Origin of the sequence: Flagellimonas alvinocaridis (assembly GCF_004916895.1) — a bacterium.
Taxonomy (GTDB): Bacteria; Bacteroidota; Bacteroidia; order Flavobacteriales; family Flavobacteriaceae; genus Flagellimonas; species Flagellimonas alvinocaridis.
In genome coordinates, this window is sequence record NZ_SNTZ01000001.1 from 925,508 (window position 1) to 946,427 (window position 20,920).

General features: G+C 42.0%; 17 protein-coding genes. 10 read left to right on the forward strand and 7 right to left on the reverse strand.

What is annotated here, in order from left to right:
* Positions 1–82: 82 nt before the first annotated feature.
* Together EZV76_RS04190 and EZV76_RS04195 are read right to left on the reverse strand one after the other, a co-directional pair.
* Positions 83–1,633, reverse strand: coding sequence for an Rne/Rng family ribonuclease (locus EZV76_RS04190; RefSeq protein WP_136565311.1), 1,551 nt, complete (start codon positions 1,631–1,633; stop codon positions 83–85).
* A gap of 271 nt (positions 1,634–1,904) precedes the next feature.
* Entirely contained in the window at positions 1,905–2,195 is a 291-nt protein-coding gene (locus EZV76_RS04195; RefSeq protein WP_036380395.1) for an HU family DNA-binding protein, read from the reverse strand.
* Between the two features lie 123 nt (positions 2,196–2,318).
* Between EZV76_RS04195 and mutY the strand changes: the two genes are divergently transcribed.
* Genes mutY through gldD form a run of 4 tightly spaced genes read left to right on the forward strand, consistent with a single transcriptional unit; the run spans position 2,319 to position 5,720 of the window.
* Entirely contained in the window at positions 2,319–3,356 is a 1,038-nt protein-coding gene (mutY, locus tag EZV76_RS04200; RefSeq protein WP_136565312.1) for an A/G-specific adenine glycosylase, read from the forward strand.
* A 23-nt stretch (positions 3,357–3,379) separates the two neighbouring features.
* A complete protein-coding gene (locus EZV76_RS04205; RefSeq protein WP_136565313.1) occupies positions 3,380–3,838 on the forward strand; it encodes a single-stranded DNA-binding protein in 459 nt (152 codons plus the stop codon).
* A gap of 24 nt (positions 3,839–3,862) precedes the next feature.
* The gene (locus EZV76_RS04210) at positions 3,863–5,173 is read left to right on the forward strand and encodes a gliding motility-associated protein GldE (protein WP_136565314.1); all 1,311 of its coding nucleotides are present in this window, start codon (positions 3,863–3,865) and stop codon (positions 5,171–5,173) included.
* Positions 5,163–5,720, forward strand: coding sequence for a gliding motility lipoprotein GldD (gene gldD, locus EZV76_RS04215; protein ID WP_136565315.1), 558 nt, complete (start codon positions 5,163–5,165; stop codon positions 5,718–5,720). The genes EZV76_RS04210 and gldD overlap by 11 nt, the downstream gene beginning before the upstream one ends.
* Here gldD and EZV76_RS04220 read toward each other — a convergent pair whose 3' ends face one another.
* The 3 genes from EZV76_RS04220 to EZV76_RS04230 form a co-directional block, all read right to left on the reverse strand.
* Positions 5,721–6,140 (reverse strand): hypothetical protein, encoded by a 420-nt coding sequence (locus EZV76_RS04220; protein ID WP_136565316.1) that lies wholly within the window; start codon positions 6,138–6,140, stop codon positions 5,721–5,723. It lies immediately after the preceding gene.
* Positions 6,141–6,217: 77 nt separating this feature from the next.
* Positions 6,218–8,290, reverse strand: a complete 2,073-nt coding sequence (locus EZV76_RS04225; RefSeq protein ID WP_136565317.1) for a M16 family metallopeptidase — start codon at positions 8,288–8,290, stop codon at positions 6,218–6,220.
* Between the two features lies 1 nt (position 8,291).
* Positions 8,292–9,614: a M16 family metallopeptidase gene (locus EZV76_RS04230; protein WP_136565318.1), complete on the reverse strand. Its 1,323-nt coding sequence runs from the start codon at positions 9,612–9,614 to the stop codon at positions 8,292–8,294.
* 181 nt (positions 9,615–9,795) lie between these two features.
* On the opposite strand from EZV76_RS04230, the gene EZV76_RS04235 reads away from it, so the two are divergent.
* From EZV76_RS04235 to EZV76_RS04260, 6 genes are all read left to right on the forward strand, one after another.
* Positions 9,796–10,242, forward strand: a complete 447-nt coding sequence (locus EZV76_RS04235) for a DUF4199 domain-containing protein (protein WP_136565319.1) — start codon at positions 9,796–9,798, stop codon at positions 10,240–10,242.
* A gap of 104 nt (positions 10,243–10,346) precedes the next feature.
* Complete coding sequence (gene rplU / locus EZV76_RS04240; RefSeq protein WP_136565320.1) at positions 10,347–10,886, forward strand: 50S ribosomal protein L21; 540 nt, start codon at positions 10,347–10,349, stop codon at positions 10,884–10,886.
* 26 nt (positions 10,887–10,912) lie between these two features.
* The gene (rpmA, locus tag EZV76_RS04245; protein ID WP_090291918.1) at positions 10,913–11,173 is read left to right on the forward strand and encodes a 50S ribosomal protein L27; all 261 of its coding nucleotides are present in this window, start codon (positions 10,913–10,915) and stop codon (positions 11,171–11,173) included.
* 159 nt (positions 11,174–11,332) lie between these two features.
* Positions 11,333–12,934 carry a tetratricopeptide repeat protein gene (locus tag EZV76_RS04250; RefSeq protein WP_136565321.1) on the forward strand — a complete coding sequence of 534 codons (1,602 nt, stop codon included), beginning with the start codon at positions 11,333–11,335 and terminating at the stop codon, positions 12,932–12,934.
* Between the two features lie 171 nt (positions 12,935–13,105).
* Positions 13,106–16,009, forward strand: coding sequence for a TonB-dependent receptor (locus EZV76_RS04255; RefSeq protein WP_136565322.1), 2,904 nt, complete (start codon positions 13,106–13,108; stop codon positions 16,007–16,009).
* Between the two features lie 93 nt (positions 16,010–16,102).
* Positions 16,103–17,122 (forward strand): phytase, encoded by a 1,020-nt coding sequence (locus EZV76_RS04260; protein WP_136565323.1) that lies wholly within the window; start codon positions 16,103–16,105, stop codon positions 17,120–17,122.
* A 3-nt stretch (positions 17,123–17,125) separates the two neighbouring features.
* Here the strand turns inward: EZV76_RS04260 and EZV76_RS04265 are convergent, their stop codons facing one another.
* Both EZV76_RS04265 and EZV76_RS04270 read right to left on the reverse strand, forming a co-directional pair.
* The gene (locus EZV76_RS04265; RefSeq protein WP_136565324.1) at positions 17,126–18,238 is read right to left on the reverse strand and encodes an alanine racemase; all 1,113 of its coding nucleotides are present in this window, start codon (positions 18,236–18,238) and stop codon (positions 17,126–17,128) included.
* Between the two features lie 65 nt (positions 18,239–18,303).
* Entirely contained in the window at positions 18,304–20,688 is a 2,385-nt protein-coding gene (locus tag EZV76_RS04270) for a TonB-dependent receptor (protein WP_136565325.1), read from the reverse strand.
* Positions 20,689–20,920 lie beyond the last annotated feature (232 nt).

The window sequence follows — 20,920 nt, forward strand, 5'->3', positions numbered from 1 at the left end:
GAATATTGGTGGATCATAAAAGTAGCACTTTGTATCTAAATCCCTTAAAACAAAAAAGCGGCTCCAATTTTGGAGCCGCTTCTTATATATGTATTGTTTTGCCGTCTTTATTCTTAAAGCGGTATTCAAGGTATTTGTATGCATCCCTTGGTTGTATTTTCACCCATTTTTTGTGATCCATAAACCATTTGGATCGTATGGATGGAAATCCTTTGGTCAGATATGCAGCAATAAACGGATGGGTATTTAATATGATGCCATTGTTTACTTGCTTGCTTTTCAAAATTCGCTCAAGGTCCGCTTGTATTTTGTCTATCAAGACTATTGGAGCTTCCACTTCGGCACCGTTGCCGTTTGGATTTTCCTCACTGGTCTTAATGTTCATTTCGGGGCGCACCCTTTGCCTTGTAATCTGTACCAGGCCAAATTTACTTGGAGGCAAAATTTTGTGTTTTGCCCTGTCGTCCTTCATTTCTTCCCTTAGGTGATCAAATAACTTTCTTCTGTGTTCACCTTTGGTCATATCTATGAAGTCCACTACAATGATTCCACCCATATCTCGCAGTCGTAATTGTCTTGCAATTTCGGATGCGGCCAAAAGGTTAACTTCCAGAGCGGTATCCTCTTGGTTCTTGGCCTTGTTGGAACGGTTGCCACTGTTCACGTCTATAACGTGGAGCGCTTCAGTATGTTCTATGACAAGATAAGCCCCACGGCTCATGGAAGCCGTTTTTCCAAAAGAGGTCTTGATTTGCCGTTCGATCCCGAATTTTTCAAAAATGGGAGCGGAACCTGAATACTGCTTTACTATGGCTTCTTTTTCGGGTGCGATTTCGTGCAAATAATCCTTGATTTGATTATAGAGCGTTTCATCATCAACATGGATTCCTGAAAAGGAATCGTTGAAAACATCCCTTAAAATGGATGAAGCTCTATTGACTTCTACCAAAACTTTTGAGGGGTGCGGAGCTCTTTGCAATTTCTTGCACATTGCTATCCATTTGGATAGCAAGTTCTGAAGATCTTTGTCCAGTTCTGCAACTTTTTTGCCTTCTGCAACGGTACGTATAATAACACCAAATCCTTTGGGCTTAATGCTCTTTACCAAACGGATAAGTCTGTCCTTTTCTTCCTTGCTCGCTATCTTTTGGGATACCGAGACCCGATCGGAAAATGGGACCATGACCAAATAGCGCCCAGCTATGGATAGCTCGGAACTAATTCTGGGCCCTTTGGTGGATATGGGTTCTTTTACAATTTGTACCAATAATGACTGATTGGCTTTGATTACATCATTGATGCTGCCATTCTTGTCGATGTCTTTTTCAAATGGAAAATCTTTCAGGGTGTAATCCTTTAAACGCCCTGTCCTAACTTTTTTGATGAATTTCAGCATGGAAGACAATTGCGGGCCCAGGTCATGATAATGCAGGAATGCATCTTTTTCGTAACCTACATTGACAAATGCTGCGTTAAGGCCTGTAACGGGTTTTCTGATCTTGGCCAGAAAAATATCCCCTACGGAAAAGTTGTTGTTGTCTTCTTCTTTGTGTAATTCTATAAGTTTTCCATCCTTGAGTAAGGCAAAATCGACTGCTTCGGGACTAGATCGAACAATTAATTCTCTATTCACCTGAATCGATTTTAAATTTATCCCGGAATAGGTTATGGGATAAATGATTAAACAATATATGGTATCGGTTCTATTTCAAACCGATTGAAATTCGTTTCTTGAATCTCTATGTCAAAGAACGTGTTTGTGTAAAATGAAAAAGTAGTTGCAACAACTACTTTTTCTTGTGTCGGTTAGCTCTTCTGCGCTTTTTGCGCTTGTGCGTAGCTACCTTGTGTCTTTTTCTTTTTTTACCACTCGGCATAGGGCTCTTGCTTTAGTGTTAGTTATATTATTTTACTTGTACGTTGCTTTTTACGCCTTCAACAAACACCTTGGCGGGTTTGAAGGCAGGAATATTGTGTGCGGGGATTTTAATGGTAGTGTTCTTTGAAATGTTTCTACCTGTTTTTTCCGCTCTCGTCTTAATGATAAAGCTTCCAAAACCTCTTAAATAAACATTATCTCCATTCTCCAAGGACGATTTTACCTCCTCCATAAATGATTCAACTGTTGCTTGAACGTCTCCTTTCTCAATACCTAACTTCTCTGAGATTCTAGTTACAATATCTGCTTTCGTCATTTCTCTTGATTATTTTTCTTATTTTTTTGGCTTGCAAATATAAACATTAAAATTAATCTTTCGTTTAAAGCCTTTAATTTTAAGTATATAAACTGACACACACCGACAATAGTATTTTTCTGCATGTCTTTTTCCCAAGAAATTTTACAATGGTACCATAAGAACAAACGAGAGTTGCCATGGAGGAACACCATAGAACCTTATAATATTTGGCTGTCTGAAATTATCCTTCAGCAGACCCGGGTTGTTCAAGGAATACCCTATTACCTTAAGTTTTTGGATGCTTTTCCTACTGTTCGTCATTTGGCAAAGGCCCCAGAAGAAAAAATTTTAAAGCTTTGGCAAGGGCTAGGCTACTATTCAAGGGCCAGAAATTTGCATGCGACCGCCAAAATGGTGGTGAACGAGCACAACGGCACATTTCCGAATACCTATGTTGGGTTAAAATCCTTGAAAGGAGTTGGGGACTATACGGCTAGTGCCATTGCATCTATCTGTTTTAATATTCCGGAGCCTGTTGTTGATGGTAATGTATACAGGGTGTTGGCAAGGTATTTTGGCGTGGGTATACCCATAAATAGTTCTGAAGGAATCAAACATTTCAAGGAATTGGCAAGAAAGGTTATGAATGAGGAACAAATTCGGGACTACAATCAGGGTATCATGGAGTTTGGGGCCATTCAATGTGCGCCAAAAAAGCCATATTGCATGCTATGTCCGTTACAAGAGAGCTGTGTGGCCCTGAAAGATAATAAAGTGGATGTTCTGCCCATAAAACTGAACAAGACCAAGACCCGAAGACGATATTTTAATTATCTGGTTTTTTTGGATGGTCAAAAGAATACCTTATTGGAACAGCGAAAAGGAAAGGGCATATGGCAAAATCTATATCAGTTTCCCTTGCTGGAATCCGAAAAGGAATTACAAGTTGAAGAATTTGAACAAATTCTAATGGAAGAAAATAGACTTCCACGATACCGTTCTTTTTCCATGTATAATGAGACACCTATTGTCCACAAACTATCCCATCAGCATTTGTATACCAGATTCTGGATCGTTGAAACCAAGAAGCTTTTACCAGATGGGATTTCATGGGAACAAATAATGGAATTTCCCGTACCAGTTTTAATCGCGGATTTCATCCAAACATTTAAAATTTAGTACTTTTGACTAATTAAAGAGTTATGAGCGGAACATTGAACAAAGTAATGCTGATCGGGCATTTGGGAGACGAAGTGAAAATCCACTATTTTGAAGGTGGGAATTGCATTGCCCGCTTCCCTTTGGCCACCAATGAAACCTATACCAATAGACAAACTGGAGAAAAGGTCACCAATACGGATTGGCATAATGTTGTGGTACGGAACAAGGCTGCCGAAATCTGTGAAAAATATTTGAGCAAAGGCGATAAGGTATATGTTGAGGGTAGACTCAAAAACAGACAATGGCAAGGAGAAGATGGAAATACCAGATATACTACCGAGGTACATGTGCAGGATTTTACCTTCCTGACCACAAAGAAAGAGAGCATGGCCAATGTACAGCAGATGCAGGAAACTTCTCCAAGTCAGGAGGCATCTAAAGTTTCTGGCCCTGTGGCACCCATGGATGAGACCGAGGAAGAGGATGACCTGCCATTCTAAACATATAAGTTAAAGCAATTCAATTTGGATCCCGAACCCCCTTGTTTGGTATTTTTCTTCACTGCCTTTAATGGTATTTTTACCATAAAAGTTATTGTGCTTTTTTTCCTGTTGGGCGGATCTGCCATGATTTCGGCTGCTGAGGTGGCTCTTTTTGGCCTGTCCCAGACCGATGTAAACGAAATGCAGGAAAAAGACAGTTCCAGAGGTAACATGATCGTACAATTGTTGGACAGACCCAAGAAACTTTTGGCTACTATTTTGATTGCCAATAACGCCATAAACATTGGCATAGTTTTACTGTTCAGTTCAATTGGGGAAACCATTTTTTCTGGAATAGACGGTACCTTGCGATTCTTGTTGGAAGTGGTGGTGGCGACCTTTCTTATCTTAATGTTCGGGGAAATCTTGCCAAAAATCTATGCCAATCGCAATAGGGTTCAGTTCTCATACTTTATGGCTGTTCCCTTAAAAATTTTAAGTGTTCTGTTTACTCCTTTAAGTGCGCCAATGCGATCAAGCACCCTATTTCTTGAGGAAAAATTGGGGAAGCAAAAATCCAACCTCAGTATTAACCATTTGTCACAAGCATTGGAGTTGGCTTCAGAAGGGGATACCACCAAAGAGGAGCAGAAAATATTGGAAGGCATTGTAACTTTTGGTAACACAGACACAAAGCAGGTCATGCGTCCCCGAATCGATATTTTTGCCCTGAACGAGAAAATGAAGTTTCCTGAAGTTATCGAGGAAATCAAAAAGAACGGTTACTCAAGGGTGCCGGTGTTCTCTGAAAATATGGACAATGTACTGGGTGTTCTGTATGTGAAGGACCTTTTGCCCTATATCGACCGAAAAAGTTTTAGTTGGATGTCCTTGATCCGTGAACCTTATTTTGTGCCCGAGAATAAAAAACTGGACGACCTATTGTTGGAGTTCCAAGAAAAAAAGAACCACTTGGCGGTTGTGGTCGACGAATATGGGGGTACTTCCGGGATTGTTACCCTAGAAGACATTATCGAGGAAATAGTTGGGGATATTAGTGACGAGTTTGATGATGAAGACCTTATTTTTTCTAAACTGGATGAACGCAATTATGTATTTGATGGGAAAACCGCACTTAAGGACTTCTACCGTGTAACCAAGATTGGGGACGAAGAGGAATTTGAGGCCAAGAAAGGGGAGTCCGAGACCATAGCTGGGTTTGTTCTGGAAATTTCAGGAGGCTTCCCCAAAAGAGGCGAGAAAATATTCTTCAAAGACTATCAATTTATTGTAGAGAGTTTGGACAAAAAAAGATTGAAACGCATTAAAGTTACCCTGCCCCATGAAGCTTAGCCATTTTATATTTTTTTGTGTTGGACTTGTATTTATGGGCTGTAAGGAAGATGTTTTGCCCAGACCCAAAGCCATGCTTCGGTTGGAGTATCCCCAGGGAAGTTATAAGCTGTCAGACTCCGATTGCATTTATACCTTTGACCAAAACACACTTTCCATCATAAAAGAGAATAAAGATTGCTCCTTGGTTTTGGATTATCCAATGATGAAGGGGTCCATCTATCTTACCTATAAACCAGTGGACGGTAACATTCGGGAACTGCTCATAGATGCCCAAAAATTAACCTATGAGCATGTTGTCAAGGCAGATAACATTGCACCCAAGGAATATATAAATGCTGAGGCAAAAGTTTACGGGATGTTCTATGAAGTAAGTGGGAATGCTGCATCCCAATCCCAGTTTTATGTGACCGATAGCACAAATCATTTTATAACAGGGTCATTGTACTTTTATGCCAAGCCCAATTATGATTCCATTTTGCCTGCGGCCATGTATCTACAGAACGACATCCGTAGAATCATGGAGAGCCTTAAGTGGAAAGAATGATCATTCTTTGGATAAAAGCGCTTCGGCTCTTTCTATACTCCCGTTAATTTGCTCCTTCAGGGCGTTTACTTTTTCCTCCTCTTCGTTGAGCCATTGTTGTTTTTGCTCTGAAAGCTCCTTCCCATACAAGATTTCGTCGGAATCAAATCGGTCTCCGAAATTTTTCATCCAGTTCATCATAGCTCTATTGGCCTTTTGAAGATCTTTCATGGCTTTTTCATATTGTTGGCCTACTTCAGTGGTGTCCACTTTTTCTTTGAGCTCACCAACCAACTTGCCCAAGGTGCCCATTTTGGGCATTACTTCATCATGAACTGCCATAACCTGTTCCATTTGGGTTGGTCCTTCGGGAGCTTTTTTCTCTTCTTTGCAGGAAATGGTAAGGATAGCTAGGCATATTATTAAAAGGAATGTTCTCATAGTAGAATATTTTGCATGCTAAAATAACCAAAAAAGGAGCTATTAAAGCTCCTTTTTTTTATCTGTTTGTGATGGGGTTATTTAAAATCTGAAGCTTCTACACCTTCATTTACCTTGATTTCCTTCACTATGAATTCAATGTTCTGTGGCCCCATTTCTTGGGTCAATTTAAATGGAAATTTGATTCCAGATACTTCCTGATAGTTGTCATATCCTAAAGTGTTCTGCATTTCTTGACCTTGTACTTCCTCTACGGTCACTTCTTGAATCTTAAGGCCGGACGCCACATCATAAAAGGCTGCTTTTTTGTTGGTCACCTTTAATTTGTAGGCTTTTTTGTCTCCTATGGTTTCAATGCCTTCCAAGGTGATATTACCTGCAGCGAGATAATTCAGTTCTGGAAATGCGGCAGATTCTTCCTTTATTTTCTCAATTTCCTCTGAAGAAAGGTCTTTTCGCTGGCCTTGGGCCACCATGTAGCCCTTATTACCATCCAAAACTTGTTTCTGCATGGAATTGCCCATTACCTTTACATCTTGCATAAATTGATCCTTGGAGGTTTTCTTCATTTCCAGTTCCAGCTTCATTCCTTGCATTTCTGCCTCGGCCATCATAGCATACGATTCCACATTTTCCAACTTGGTCTTTCCACCAACGGCTTCGATATATTTTTCCAAGATCGATTTAGCGGTTACGCCATCTGGAATAGCGACATTGTAATTGGGCTTTTCAGTTTTGTTGGCATATTTGTCATAGTACAGTACGGGTATGTTCTTGCCTTTGAAAGAGACTTTTTCCAAATTTTCCAAGACATCACTTCCCTTTCCTGTGACCACAATACGGGCATTGGAGGTAGAAAAATGTTTTTTTGCTGCATTCTGGATGTCGGAAATGGTAACGGCCTCAATGCGTTCCAAATAAGTTTTGTAAAAATCGGAGGGTAGGTCTTCCGTTTCTATGTTGAGGGCATAGTTGGCAATGGTTGCCGGATTTTCGAGCGCCATGACAAAATTTCCGGCATAAAGAGCCTTTGTGTTGGTCAGTTCCTCTTCAGTCACCGGACTGTTGATCATTTTATCAATCTCTTCCAGAATCTGGACCACAGAACTATCAGTCACTGCATTACGGACTTGGGCATAAGCATCAAAACGCATTGGGCTATATTTATTGTCCCTGATACCGGAGTAAGATCCGTAGGTGTACCCTTTATCTTCCCGTAAATTTTGGTACAATCTGGCCTGGGACCCTCCGCCTAGGATTCTATTGGTCAAAAGGGAGGCCAAATAATCATCATCCTTCATTTTCAAATGGGTGATGTTTTCCACGGCCACCTCGGATTGAACGGCGTTGGGGGCATCTACAAAATTGATTTGGGTGTATTGGGCATCAGTGGGTTCCGCATAACTGAACGATGGCGGAACAGCCTTGGACCAAGGCGTAAAATATTGGGTCACTAATTCCTTTACATTGTTGAAATCAACATCGCCAATGACCACCAAATAAGCATTGGCAGGCACAAAATAATTCCGGTAAAATTGCTCAACATCCACCAAGGACACATTATTTACGGTCTCTTCACTGGTTATCTCTCCAAAAGGGTGGTTTTTACCATAGGCAAGGGCCAATTGAACCCGTGTAGCTATGGCTGAAACATCTTTTTCTTCAGATTTAAGTCCGGTTATAATGCGATCTTTTTCCTTGTCAAATTCCTCTTGGGTAAAGTTGGGGTTCAAGGAAGCATCGGCCATGAGCTCCAAAATCCTTGGGAAATATTTGGAAAGGCAACTCGCTGAAGCACTTTGACTGTTAATATCAATCGAGGCGCCTAAAAAGTCGACCTCCTCATAAAAATCATCTTTGGAGATGGACTTAGATCCTTTTCCCAATAGGCTAGAGGTCAAATCGGCAACCCCTGCCTTGTCACCCTCCAAAATAGGAGGATTATCTATGGTCAAATGAATGGATACCCTTGGTAATTTATGATTTTCTACCACTAAAACCTTGAGGCCGTTCATGAGTTCAAAACGAGCAGGTTCCTCCAAATTTATTTCAGGGGCAGGTCCTCTTTGAGGTTGTTTGGTGCGATCTATCTGTGCGTGGGATACTGCCATAAAGAGCGACAGTATCGTTAATACGATATACTTTTTCATCTTAATTGGCGTCTTTTTGTTCTGGTAAATATTCAAGTTCCACCCTTTGGTTTACTTTCAGGTATTTTTTGGCAACTTCCCTAATTTCTTCCCGGGTAATGGATCGGTAAATATCAATTTCTGTATTGATGAGGTCGGTGTTGTCCCTTAGCATGTAATTTTCGGCCAAGGAATTGGCAATCCCTTGAACACTGCTATTGGCGCTCACAAAATTGTTCTCGAACTTGTTCTGGAGTTTTTGATAGTCTTTTTCTGAAATCAAATCGGTTTGGATTTTCAAGATTTCGGCATCAATCCCATCCTTGATGTCCTGTATGGTATTGTCCCCAACAGGTAAGCCACCCACAAGGTAGGCGCCGTAATCTTCGGCATCAATGGGAAAAGAAAAAATTTGAAGGGCTTTTTTCTCTTCATCTACCAATTTTTTGTAGAGTTTGGAGCTCTCCCCATCACTAAGGTAGGTCGATATCATATTGATGACATATGCATCCCTTTTAGCCTGTCCCGGAGTCCGGTACGCCAAAAAGATGGCAGGAATCTGAATATTGGGATCATGATAGGTGGCCTGAATGGTATTGGTGATGGGAGTGTCCTCAATGTTTTTTCTTTGGACATCGGCCCCTCTTGGGATGGGACCAAAATAATCAGCAACCAATTTTTTGGTTTTGTTGATGTCGATATCCCCGGCAACCACCAGTACGGCATTGTTGGGTACATAAAAAGTTTTGTTGAAGTTTTTGAAATCATCCAAAGTGGCACTGGCCAAGTGATCTAAGGAACCAATTACACCCCAACGATACGGATGTTTTGTGTATAGATTTTTCAGCATTTGTTCAAAAAATGCCCCATAAGGAGAGTTGTCCACACGAAGACGTCTTTCTTCCTGAACCACTTCTTTTTGGGTATCTACCCCTACTTGTCCAATAATGGGATGCATCATCCGTTCAGACTCCAACCATAAGCCAATCTCCAAACTGTTAGATGGGAAGGTCTCGTAATAATAGGTGCGATCCAGAAAGGTGTTGGCGTTTCCGCGACCACCGTTGCTAGTCACAATTTTGTCCCATTCACCCTTGGGAATGTTTTGGGTACCCTCAAACAAAAGATGCTCAAAAAAATGGGCAAACCCAGTTTTTTGTGGGTCCTCGTCCTTGGATCCCACATGGTACATGACCGAAGTGGTCACCACAGGGGCTGTGTTATCTTGGTGTAGAATAACATGAAGCCCGTTGTTTAGATCATACTCTTCATAAGCGACTTCTTGCGCAGCAAGAAAATGGCCCATGGCAAGTATGAAAAGTGCAGAAAGCAGAATTCTTTTCATAATGCTCTATTTTATGTTGCTAAAATCCAATGAGGTTAGTATGGATTTTTTGATTGATGTTACGCTAAATATAGGATAAAATTTGAAAGTCAGATAAATATGACACAAGTCTTTGAAGGCAACTGTGGCATATGTCGTAAACATTCAGTAAATTAATCATCATATCCAAAAATATAATGAGATGAAAAATCTAACCCTACCTATTCGTTTTGGAATTGTCACCAGTGCGATTCTCATTGCATATTTTTTGATACTCTCCCTCATGGGAAAACACACCAATGTGTTTTATAGCCTATTTAATGGTGTTATCACTGGGTTTGGTATTTATGAGACCATAAAGTATACAAGACTACGGCAAGGTAAGGGTTTTAGTTATGGTAGTGGTTTTACCGCAGGGATTACCACCGGTTTTATAGCTTCACTACTGTTCACATTTTTCTTTGCACTTTACTCCACCGAGCTCAACAGTCATTTTTTGGACGACCTTTCCAAGGTTTGGGCCAAGGACTATAAAAATTTTCAAGGAATAGTTTTCTTTACGGTTGCCATAATGGGGTTTGCCACTACCTTGGTTTTAACACTTTCCTTTATGCAACTCTTTAAATCTTCCAACAATCCCAAAAAATAATGGGTCAAAAGGTTGTAATTATACTTGTGGATTAAGGATTTAGCAGTATATTTGCACCCGCTAATTTGGCGAATAGACCATTAAATAATTATAACTAACGTATTATGTACGCAATTGTAGAGATGGCAGGGCAGCAATTTAAAGTTGCAAAAGACCAGAAAGTGTACGTTCACCGTTTGCAGGAAGAAGAAGGGAACAAAGTCGTTTTTGACAAAGTTCTTCTTTTGGAAGATGGAGGGAACGTTACTATTGGCGCCCCAGTCATAGAAGGTGCGGCTGTTGAGGCCAAAGTTGTAAAACACCTTAAGGGTGATAAAGTTATCGTCTTCAAAAAGAAAAGACGTAAAGGATACCAAAAGAAAAACGGACACAGACAATATTTGACTGAGATCGTTGTTGAAGGTATCGTGGCCAAAGGAGCTAAGAAAGCTGCTCCGGCAAAGGCTAAAGCTGAGGAAAAGCCAGTATCTGAACCCAAAAAGGCAGAAGCAAAAAAAGCTGCTCCAAAAAAGGAAGCTCCAAAGGCGGCCGAGGATTTAAGCTCCAAAACGGTAGCTGAATTGAAAGATATGGCAAAAGCTAAGGACATTACCGGATATTCTTCCATGAAGAAAGCCGAATTGATTGAAGCGTTAAGCAAATAAAAGAATAGAACTAAAATTTAGATATCATGGCTCACAAGAAAGGTGTAGGTAGTTCAAAAAACGGTAGAGAATCAGAATCGAAACGCTTAGGGGTTAAGATTTTTGGTGGTCAGGCCGCTGTAGCCGGTAACATCATTGTAAGACAACGTGGTACCAAGCACAACCCTGGTGACAATGTTTATGCCGGAAAAGACCATACCTTGCATGCCAAGGTAGACGGCATCGTGAAGTTTGAAAAGAAAACTGGAGGAAAATCTTTTGTTTCCATCGAGCCTTTTCAAGCATAAGAATACACCGTTTTAAACGATTAAAATAAGGCCCCGCGAAGCGGGGCCTTATTTTTTGCCCTTCCTTCAACTCATTTTTTAATGGTTTAATAACCTAATGATGATATGTGACCGACGGTAATTGATTTTATTGTCACTTCTTAATTTGGGTCACGTTCCATGAAAACAAGTTTTGGTGTCTTTTGTATAATGGTTTTGGTGGTAGTTCTTATCCATACCCCAGTTCTGGGTCAAAAGTTACAACCCGATTATATTTCAATACAGACCTCTGACGCTACTTTTCTGGAACTTCAAAAAAGGTTGGAAGCTTCCAAACAACATCCCGATCAACCTCGGGAAATTGTCCAGAATCACATAAAATTGGGCGAATATCATCATATGCTGGGATTGTATTCTGAGGCAATGGACCAATACAATGGTGCTTTGGAACAAATGGGAACCGATCTTTCGGATACGCTTTATATCAAATTGAACAACAACATTGGAAGAGTGTATCTTTCCCTAAACAATTTTGAACTGGCCGAGCAACATTTTACGGATACCATGAACCGTTCCTTAGAGCTCAACTATAGCTTTGGCCAGGCCAATTCCATGTCCCTATTAGGGGCTTGCTATGAAAAACAGGGAGAATATGAAAAGGCGCTGGCCTATCAAAAAGAGAGCCTGTTGTTGTTTGAACACCTAGGAGATAAACATGGTGTGGCCATCACCAATGAGAATATTGGGAGCATTTATGAGGATTTAGGGCAATTTGACCTTGCTTATCAATACTTCAACAAATCATACGGGTACGTAAAGGATTCTGAAACCATAGAAGAGGTAAACGTACTCAATAATCTGGGAGATTCCTTTCGGAAAACTGGGGACTATGATTCGGCATTGACACATACCAAAAAGGCGTTGGAGATTGCTCAAAAACTCAACGACCTACATCAGTTGGAAGGTGCCCATAAAGACCTTTCCAAGACCTATGCCCTCATGGGAAATTTTGAAAAGGCCCATGCGGAACTGATACAATCAGAAAGGTTCAACAGTGCTATGCTCACGGCCCAGAATACCAATCAGCTCAATGTGTTGCAGACCATTTACGAGACCAATAAAAAAGAAGCCGAAATACAGTTGTTAAAGGAACAGAACAAGGTAAATGCCGCCAATCAAAACTTACTTTGGGTGGCGCTGTTCGCCATAGCCGCTATCCTAACCATTTTGTATAATTATTTGGGAAGAAAGCGAAAGGCCAAGATCAAGATACAGGAATACAAACAGCGCATGCTCAAGGCGGAACTGGACAAAAAAGCCATTGAGGAAAAGAACCTTCAAAATGAGGTGCAGCTCAAAACAGCTTCACTATCCCGATACAGCCTCCATCTTTCCCAGAAAAATAAAATCTTGCTCGATTTGTCCAATACCCTTCGAAACATTGCATCTCGAAGAAATATGGACACTTCGGAAAAAATAAAAAGCTTGGTCAAAGAAATCGATTTTAATCTGCAGCAGGAGCACGAGTGGGATGAGTTCATGAATTTTTTTAAGGAAATTCACCCAGAGTTTATCAAGAAACTCTCCACTATGTCCGAAGACAACCTTTCGCCAGCGGAGCTACGGCTGGGGATGTTGTTGAGGTTAAACCTGACCTCCAAGGAAATTGCATCCATCTTACGGGTTACCCCCGATAGTGTTCGAGTGGCTCGCCATCGTCTTCGGAAGAAACTCCCCATAGACCAAAAAGAAGAACTGGTAAACTTTATGATAGAGCTTTGACCACTTTTTTTCGCCACTTTTTAGAAAAGGTTAGCCCCATGTAAAAAAAATGTAATTGTTGCCTTCTTGTTTCCGCAGTTTTAGGGATTTGTTTCCTTTTTGTTTCCCTTTAATTTAAATCTTAATGGGTTGATATACATAGTTTTGGAATGCATACTAACGTAAACCAAAATGAAATCAATGAACTTGAAAAAACTACTTTTTGTAACGCTTTTTTTGATGCTTGGTCTCCTAAACGCCCAAGCACAAACAGGCAATATACAAGGAACCATTACCGATGAGAACGGCATTTACGTTCCTGGGGCGAATGTATATATTGAATCCCTGTCCAAGGGAGCTATCACCGACTTTGACGGAAGATTTACCTTGGTGGGAATCGCAGCGGGGACCTATACCCTGAATATTTCTTACTTGGGCTATGCCGATGTGGAGCAGGAAGTTACTGTTTCCAACGGACAAACTACCGCGGTGAGTATTGTCCTCAATCCTTCCAATGTGAAATTGGATGAAGTTCAGGTAAGTGCCTATGGACTTAGTGGGCAGGCGAAAGCCCTGAATACCCAAAAAACCAATTTAAACATAACCAATGTGGTCTCCACGGACCAAATTGGAAAATTCCCAGATGCCAATATTGGAGATGCCGTTAAACGGATTCCTGGAATCACCATGCAGGTGGACCAAGGGGAGGCCCGTAACATTATTGTTCGAGGTCTGTCGCCCCAACTAAACTCCGTGACCTTGAATGGTAGCCGGATTCCTTCCGCGGAAGCAGATAACCGAAACATTCAAATGGACTTGATCCCTTCGGATATGATTCAGACTATTGAGGTGAACAAGGCCGTTACCCCAGATATGGATGCCGATGCCTTGGGAAGTTCCGTGAACTTGGTTACCCGTACTGCACCCCAAGGATTTCGGGTTTCGGCCACGGCGGGATCGGGAGTCAACTTTATTACCGATAAAAGAATTTGGAACGGGTCTATCTTGGTGGGAGACCGTACCAACAACGGAAAATTCGGGTACATGTTTTCTGCCACCATCAACGACAATGATTTTGGTTCAGATGACATTGAAGCTGAATGGACGGATGAGTTTGAATACAACACCGGGGAAGAAGATGAAGAAGGAGAGCCCATTTTGGAGGAAGTGGATGTAGATCCCTACACCAATGTAACCGAGCAGCGCACTTATTTGGTACAACGGGTGAGAAGGAGTTTTGCTGCCAATTTTGATTTTCAAATCAACTCAGGAAACAATATTTTCTTGAAAACTATGTACAACTGGAGGGATGATCGTGAGAACCGTTTCCGATTGGAGCAGGAAATCTTGGATGGAGAGGATATTGAAGTTGGGGATTTCACGGTTTCCAGTGGAAGGCTTACCCGTTTCCCTGCAGAAATCAAAAGACAGACCAAAGGTGGTGTTGCCGGTGGGCGTAACAAGAACAGACGTTTGGAGGATCAGCGGATGCAAAATTATACCCTTGGAGGTAACCATTTGTTGGGATCTTTGAAGATGGATTGGATGGGGTCTTATGCCAAGGCTTCAGAAGAACGTTTGAACGAGCGTTACGCGGAGTACGAATCCGAATATATCGTGAACAACGATAACAGCAACCCTAGATATCCTATCATGACTGCTGCCAATGCTTCCGATTTTAACGATTTGGGCAACTTTGAGTTTGGTGAGATCACCAACGAAAATCAATATACCGAAGAAGAAGACATGAACTTCTTTGTCAATTTTGAATTGCCCGCCAATATTTTTGGCCAAGGGGATGGATCTATGAAGTTTGGTGCAAGGGGTAGGTTCAAGACCAAGGAAAGAAACAATGATTTCTTTGAATACGATTTGGAGGACGACTTTCCAACCTTGTTGGATGTCCCCACTAAAGATTATACCGATCCAGAGTATTTGGCAGGTGAAAAATACCAGGCAGGTAACTTTGCCAGTGCGGAATGGATAGGCTCTTTAAACCTGAACAGTTCCAATGGTGAAGCCGTTCCCGATGAATTTTTGCCGGGCAATTTTAAAGTGAAGGAAAATGTGTTTGGGGCCTATGCCATGATGAACCAAAGACTTTCCGATAAATTGAGCGTGTTGGCCGGTGTTAGGGTAGAGAGTACCAAATTGGAATCTGATGGTAACCGGGTCATCTACATTGAGGAAGATGAGGATGCCGGTATTGAAGAGGGCATTGAAGTGGAAAAGGTTTCGGATGAAAACACCTATACCAATGTGTTACCGGGCGTTCATTTTAAATATGATGTAACCAATAATACCATTCTAAGGTTTGCATGGACCAATACCTTGGCTAGACCCAACTATGTTGATTTGATCCCAAGGGCCGAAATTGTGAACGAAGATGCAGAAGTCATTGTTGGAAATCCAGAGTTGGATCCCACAACGTCTATGAACTTTGATTTGAATGCCGAGCATTATTTTCAGAGCGTTGGAATTATTTCGGGCGGGCTTTTTTATAAAAGGATAAATGACTTTATATACACTTTCATTACGGAATCTGAGGATGATACCTTTGGTGCTGGAACCACAGGGTACGATATTTTCCAACCCTTGAACGGGGATTCTGCATCCATTTTTGGAGCTGAGGTATCTTTCCAGAGACAATTGGATTTCTTGCCCGGGTTTGCACGTAATTTCAGCATTTATTTAAACTATACCTACTTGACCTCAAGTGCTGATGGTATCCGTAACGAAGATGGGGACGAACGTACCGATTTGGATTTACCCAACACCGCTCCGAACATGTTCAACGGTTCATTAGGGTATGCCGATAAACGTTTTAGCGCCAGATTGTCCGCTAATTTTTCGGATTCGTATGTGGATGAAATTGGGGGAAATGCTTTTGAGGACAGGTATTATGATACCCAGTTTTTCTTGGATTTCAATGCCAGCTATGCCATCAATAAAAACCTAAGGATCTATACCGATGTAAACAACATCACCAATCAACCCCTGCGTTATTTCCAAAGTGTAAAGGACCGTACGCAGCAAGCGGAGTTCTATGATATCCGTTTCACTTTCGGGTTGAAGTACGATTTGTTCAAAAAGTAATTCAGCAGCTAGTATTTTGAACAATGTCATGCCGAGTGCCTGCCCTATTTGGGCAGGTACTCCAACTGACGAACCCTTTTTAAAACTATTTTTATGAAAAAAATCTATATCCCTTTTATATTGGTGCTAGGCATGGTCTCCTGTAAAAAAGGGAGTAAGCTTCCAGCCATAGCACCGGACATTATTACTGAAAAGACACCAAATGACACGGATGATCCTGCCATTTGGATCAATCCGGAAGATGCCTCAAAAAGTATTGTTTTCGGAACCGATAAGGAGACCAATGGAGGCGTTTATGCCTTTGACCTCAATGGAAAGATCATTGAGGAAAAGTCCATCAAAAATATCCAAAGACCCAACAATGTGGATGTGGAATATGGCTTTCAATTGAATGATTCCGTTGCCGTGGACATAATTGCTTTCACAGAAAGAGAAAAACAACAAATAAGATTGTTTTCCGTACCGGATATGAAGCCGCTGGATGGTGGTGGGTTTCCCGTTTTTGAAGATGAGACTGAGGTGGAACAACGTTTGGCCATGGGCATCAGTTTGTACAAATCACCAAAAGATTCATCCGTATATGCCATTGTCGGCAGAAAGATAGGACCAAGCGGTTCGTATTTGTACCAATATAAATTGGAATCGGATAGCTCAGGAGTTTCAGCCCATTTGGTGCGCAAGTTCGGAAGCTTTACGGGAGGAAAGGAAATTGAGGCCATTGCCGTGGACAACGAAATGGGTTATGTATATTATTCCGATGAAGGTGAATGCATTAAAAAATATTACGCAGAACCTAGTATGGGCAATGAGGAATTGGCCTGCTTTGGTGGAGAACACTTTTTGGAAGATATCGAGGGAATTGCCATTGCAAGGTACCCCAACGGGGAAGTGTATATTATTGTATCTGACCAGCAACGCGGACAATTCAATATCTTTTCCCGGGAAGACAACTCCTTCATCAAAGCGGTAAACTTGTCAACCACTGAAACTGATGGCTGCGATGTGGTCACAGTTCCCTTGAACGATACTTTCCCCAATGGTCTTTTTGCTGCAATGAACGATCAAAAGGACTTCTATTTTTACGATTTGAACAAAGCTTTGGACTTGGAATAAAATTCAAATGGTAAGTTTTCGTTTTCGAGCGGTAATCTCCCAAGTGTCAATTTTTTCGTTGTTTTCAATCACGGAAACTTCATCGTGGAGGTTGATCGTAGGACAAATGTGGTAGGGGATGCCGTAAAGTACATCACCGATGTTTAGGGCATCCCAATCCGCTACCTTGATCACACCGTGCTCCTCACTTTGTGAAAGCAGTTCGTAATCCTCAAGATTGAGGAATTGTATCCGCTTGTCTATGGGGTTTTCCGCGGCAACGGATTTATGCCCCATATCCACGGTAACAATACCTTCGGTGGGTTTGGAGATAACACGGGTCACCACGAGGGCCGCGTGCTTAAAGTTTTGCTCCGTTAATTTTTCACCATATCCCCAATCCCACAATACGCAGGTGCCGGGACTGGTGATTCTGTATTCTTGCATGCGGTGCGAAGTAAAGGAGGGAGTTCCCCCGCAAATCATTCTTAGATTTGGATGTGAATTCTTTAAGGTATCGAAGTAGTCGGTTACAGACTCCAGCCCCTGTTCAATTTTTTGATTCCTTTCGGAAAACTCAGGGTCGCGAAGATGCCCGTCGTACACATGGAACCCTTCAAAGTGTAGGCATTTGCATTCATCCAAAAAGGCTATCAAGGTATCGAGCTCTTCTCCTATTTTGATTCCGGAGCGATTCATCCCATTATTGATGTCAATATAAACGGGAATGCTCAAACCTTTGACCTTCGCCTTTTCATTCAACAATTTGGCCGTAGGCACAGCATCAATCAGCGTGGCAAAACGGGTAGTAGGAAAATGGGAGGTCAATTCAAGAAAACGGGCCACTTTGGGCCCTACCAATTGATGGGCGATCAGCACAAAATCGGCACCCGCCTCTGCGGCAATTTCCGCTTCCGCAATGGTAGAACCTTTAAAATTGGAAATGCCGGCATCCAATAAACGCTTCATGACCTTGGGCATTTTATTGGTCTTGATGTGGGGCATCAAACGGGTAGCATCCCCACCGACCAAGGAAAGCATTTCTTTGATGTTGTATTCCAGATGATCTACATACAAGGCAATAGATGGGGAATCAACCGTATCCACATTTTTAATCTCATACCAATTTTGGGCCATGTTCCGTTCAGTTTGAATTGGGAAACAAGGTACTCATTTATGAGTGAAGGAAAATTGAATTCCCCCTAGAATTGAAATTTGTATCCAAAGTCTGGAAAGAACCCAATTTGGTCCACGCGGTCTATATTATTGGTTAATCGATTGTAGCGTTCCACAAAAATGTTCTCATTGGCGGTCACGTTTTGCAAGTCTACATAAAATTGGTGCGAACGTTTTTTGTTCCTACTGTTTATTTTGAGGCCAAATTTCACATCCCATCTAAAATAAGCATCGTACTGTTGGCTATAGGCCAAGTCTTCCCGTAGAATTTCAAAACCAGCTTGTTGCGAAGCCTCCAAGTCGACAGGGGTGTAGTATCTGCCCCCTGAGGTGGTAAGTCGTGTATCCACAAACCAGATATTCTTACCAGATGGGCCTGCCTTAAATTCTTTTCCTGCCAGAAGGTTGACCACATGCCCATTGTTGAAAGGGGTGTTTCGTTCAACACCATCACTTCCTTTGTATTTGCTTTCAAAGAAAGAACCCGTCAACAAACCATAATATCCCCTACTGAAAAATTTCTCCAAAGTAAGCTCAACCCCTTGGTTATGACCTGTACCTTCGTTGACCAAGGAAACCCTATCGTTGTCAAAACCAAAATCGGCTCCTTCGGTAAGCGTAGAATAACTGGAAGGAAAAGGTTCTACCCCTGCCTTGTCAATATCTTGATAATAAATTTCCACCTTAGCTCTCCAACTGTCGGCCAAACGTGCATCATATCCCAATACATAATGGTTACTTTGGACAAAATCAAGGCTTTTATTGGTCTGTAGCATTTCTCCGTTCACATTTTCGTTCAGGAACAGAAGCGGTAGCGAAACGGATTGATGGTGTAGCCCATATCCCAAGTTGAAGATATGGTTGTGAAAGGGGGAATAGTTGATGGCGGCTCGTGGTTCCCATACCCATTGACTGTTGAGGGAACTGTATTGGGCATGTAGACCGGCATTGAAGGTAAGCTTTTCAGTGACTCTAAACTGTCCTTGAACATAAGGTTGCCAAAGGGCTATATTTTCATCAATGTCCCTAAAGGTAACCAAATCTGGATCTCCATCAGCATTGTTGTCTGCCTGTTCGGTGCGATCTAGGAGCAGACTCTGTACATTGAACGCCTCAACAAGAAGGCCGGTCCTAAAGGTAAGCCTATTGTTGAGTTTGGTATTGAACAATGATGACATGGTAAAACGGGTTTCCGAATCATCTACGTCGGTATAGCGTATCAATCGCTCTTGGGGAGTGCCCATTTCGATGAAACGGTCTGCCGTGAACTCATTTCCCGAATAGGACACCGATGCAATGGTTCGTAAAAAAGAGTTTTGACTTAGGCTGAGATTGTACTTTAAACCCAAAACACCAAATCTTGAGTCCACATAGGAGTTTTCATCTTCTGCGGCGAAAAGATCATCTGGGTCTATATCGTTTCCCAAAAACTCAATATCTGAGGTTCCGAAGATGCCAAAGGCTGAAAGAGTACCGGAATTTACGCGGCCAAAATCAATGTTAAAGGAAACATCATTATAATTGGGAGTGGCTGAGGTTCCCCCGGCGCCAATCCCCAAAAGACTTACCAATGAGTATCGTGCAGCAATCAGGAACGACCCTTTATTTTTGCCCAAGGGGCCTTCTGCCATGGCCTCCACCCCAGTGAAGATTCCGGTTTGGAGGGTGTATTCATAATCATCGGCATTCCCTTTTCTGAACCCAAGGTCGAACACCCCACCAATTGCATTCCCATATTCAGCAGGAAAAGCCGAAGTGATGAAATCGGAGTTTTTAAGGAGATTGGGGTTTAAAGCCGATACAGGCCCTCCGGTGGTCCCGCTGGTGGAATAGTGATTGGGGCTGGGAATGGGCACTCCCTCCAAACGCCAGAGCAACCCTGTGGGCGAGTTCCCCCGGATAACAATGTCGTTCCTGCTATCATCGGGTGCGGAAACGCCGGCAAAGTTGGCGGCCAATCGCCCTACGTCGCTTCGCCCACCGGAAAATCGGGTGACCTCCTCCACCCCAAATTGTCTGGCGGAAACCGTGGCCAATTTGTTCACGGATTTGTTTTTGGCATCGGTATTGGTCAGGACCACTTCTTCCAATTGGTTAAAAGATTCCAGTAATGTAACGGTAATAAAAACATCTTTTCCTGTGGTTACTTCCACATTGGAAACCGTGGTGCTTTCAAAACCGATATAGCTTATCCGTAAGGTTTGGCGACCCACAGGCACATTTTCCAAAGAAAATCGACCATCAAGGTCAGTGATGGTCCCGGTGGCCATTTGCATCTGCAACAATTCAATCGTAGCTCCTTCCATGGGATTTTCAGATTGTTTGTCCAAAACGATGCCTTTGATGGTCCCTGTTTGGGAAAACATTGAAAATCCATACAAAAAGAATAGGGCGAGAATGATTTTTTTCATGACTGGCGTTATTTGATTTTCACCGAAGATGCCTCAAGGTGTTGAAATCAAGAATTCGAGGAATGGTGAACCGTACTTTAGGCCGTTGTACCGTTCATCAAAGATTCTGGGATGCCAAAGCCGCTTTTTTTGTGATGAATTTCAGATAAGAAGGGATTGCCTACGGTTCAATCTGTTATTTGACAGTTGGGTTTTAAGGTTTGCAGTGATTGTTAAGACCTTGCGTATCTTT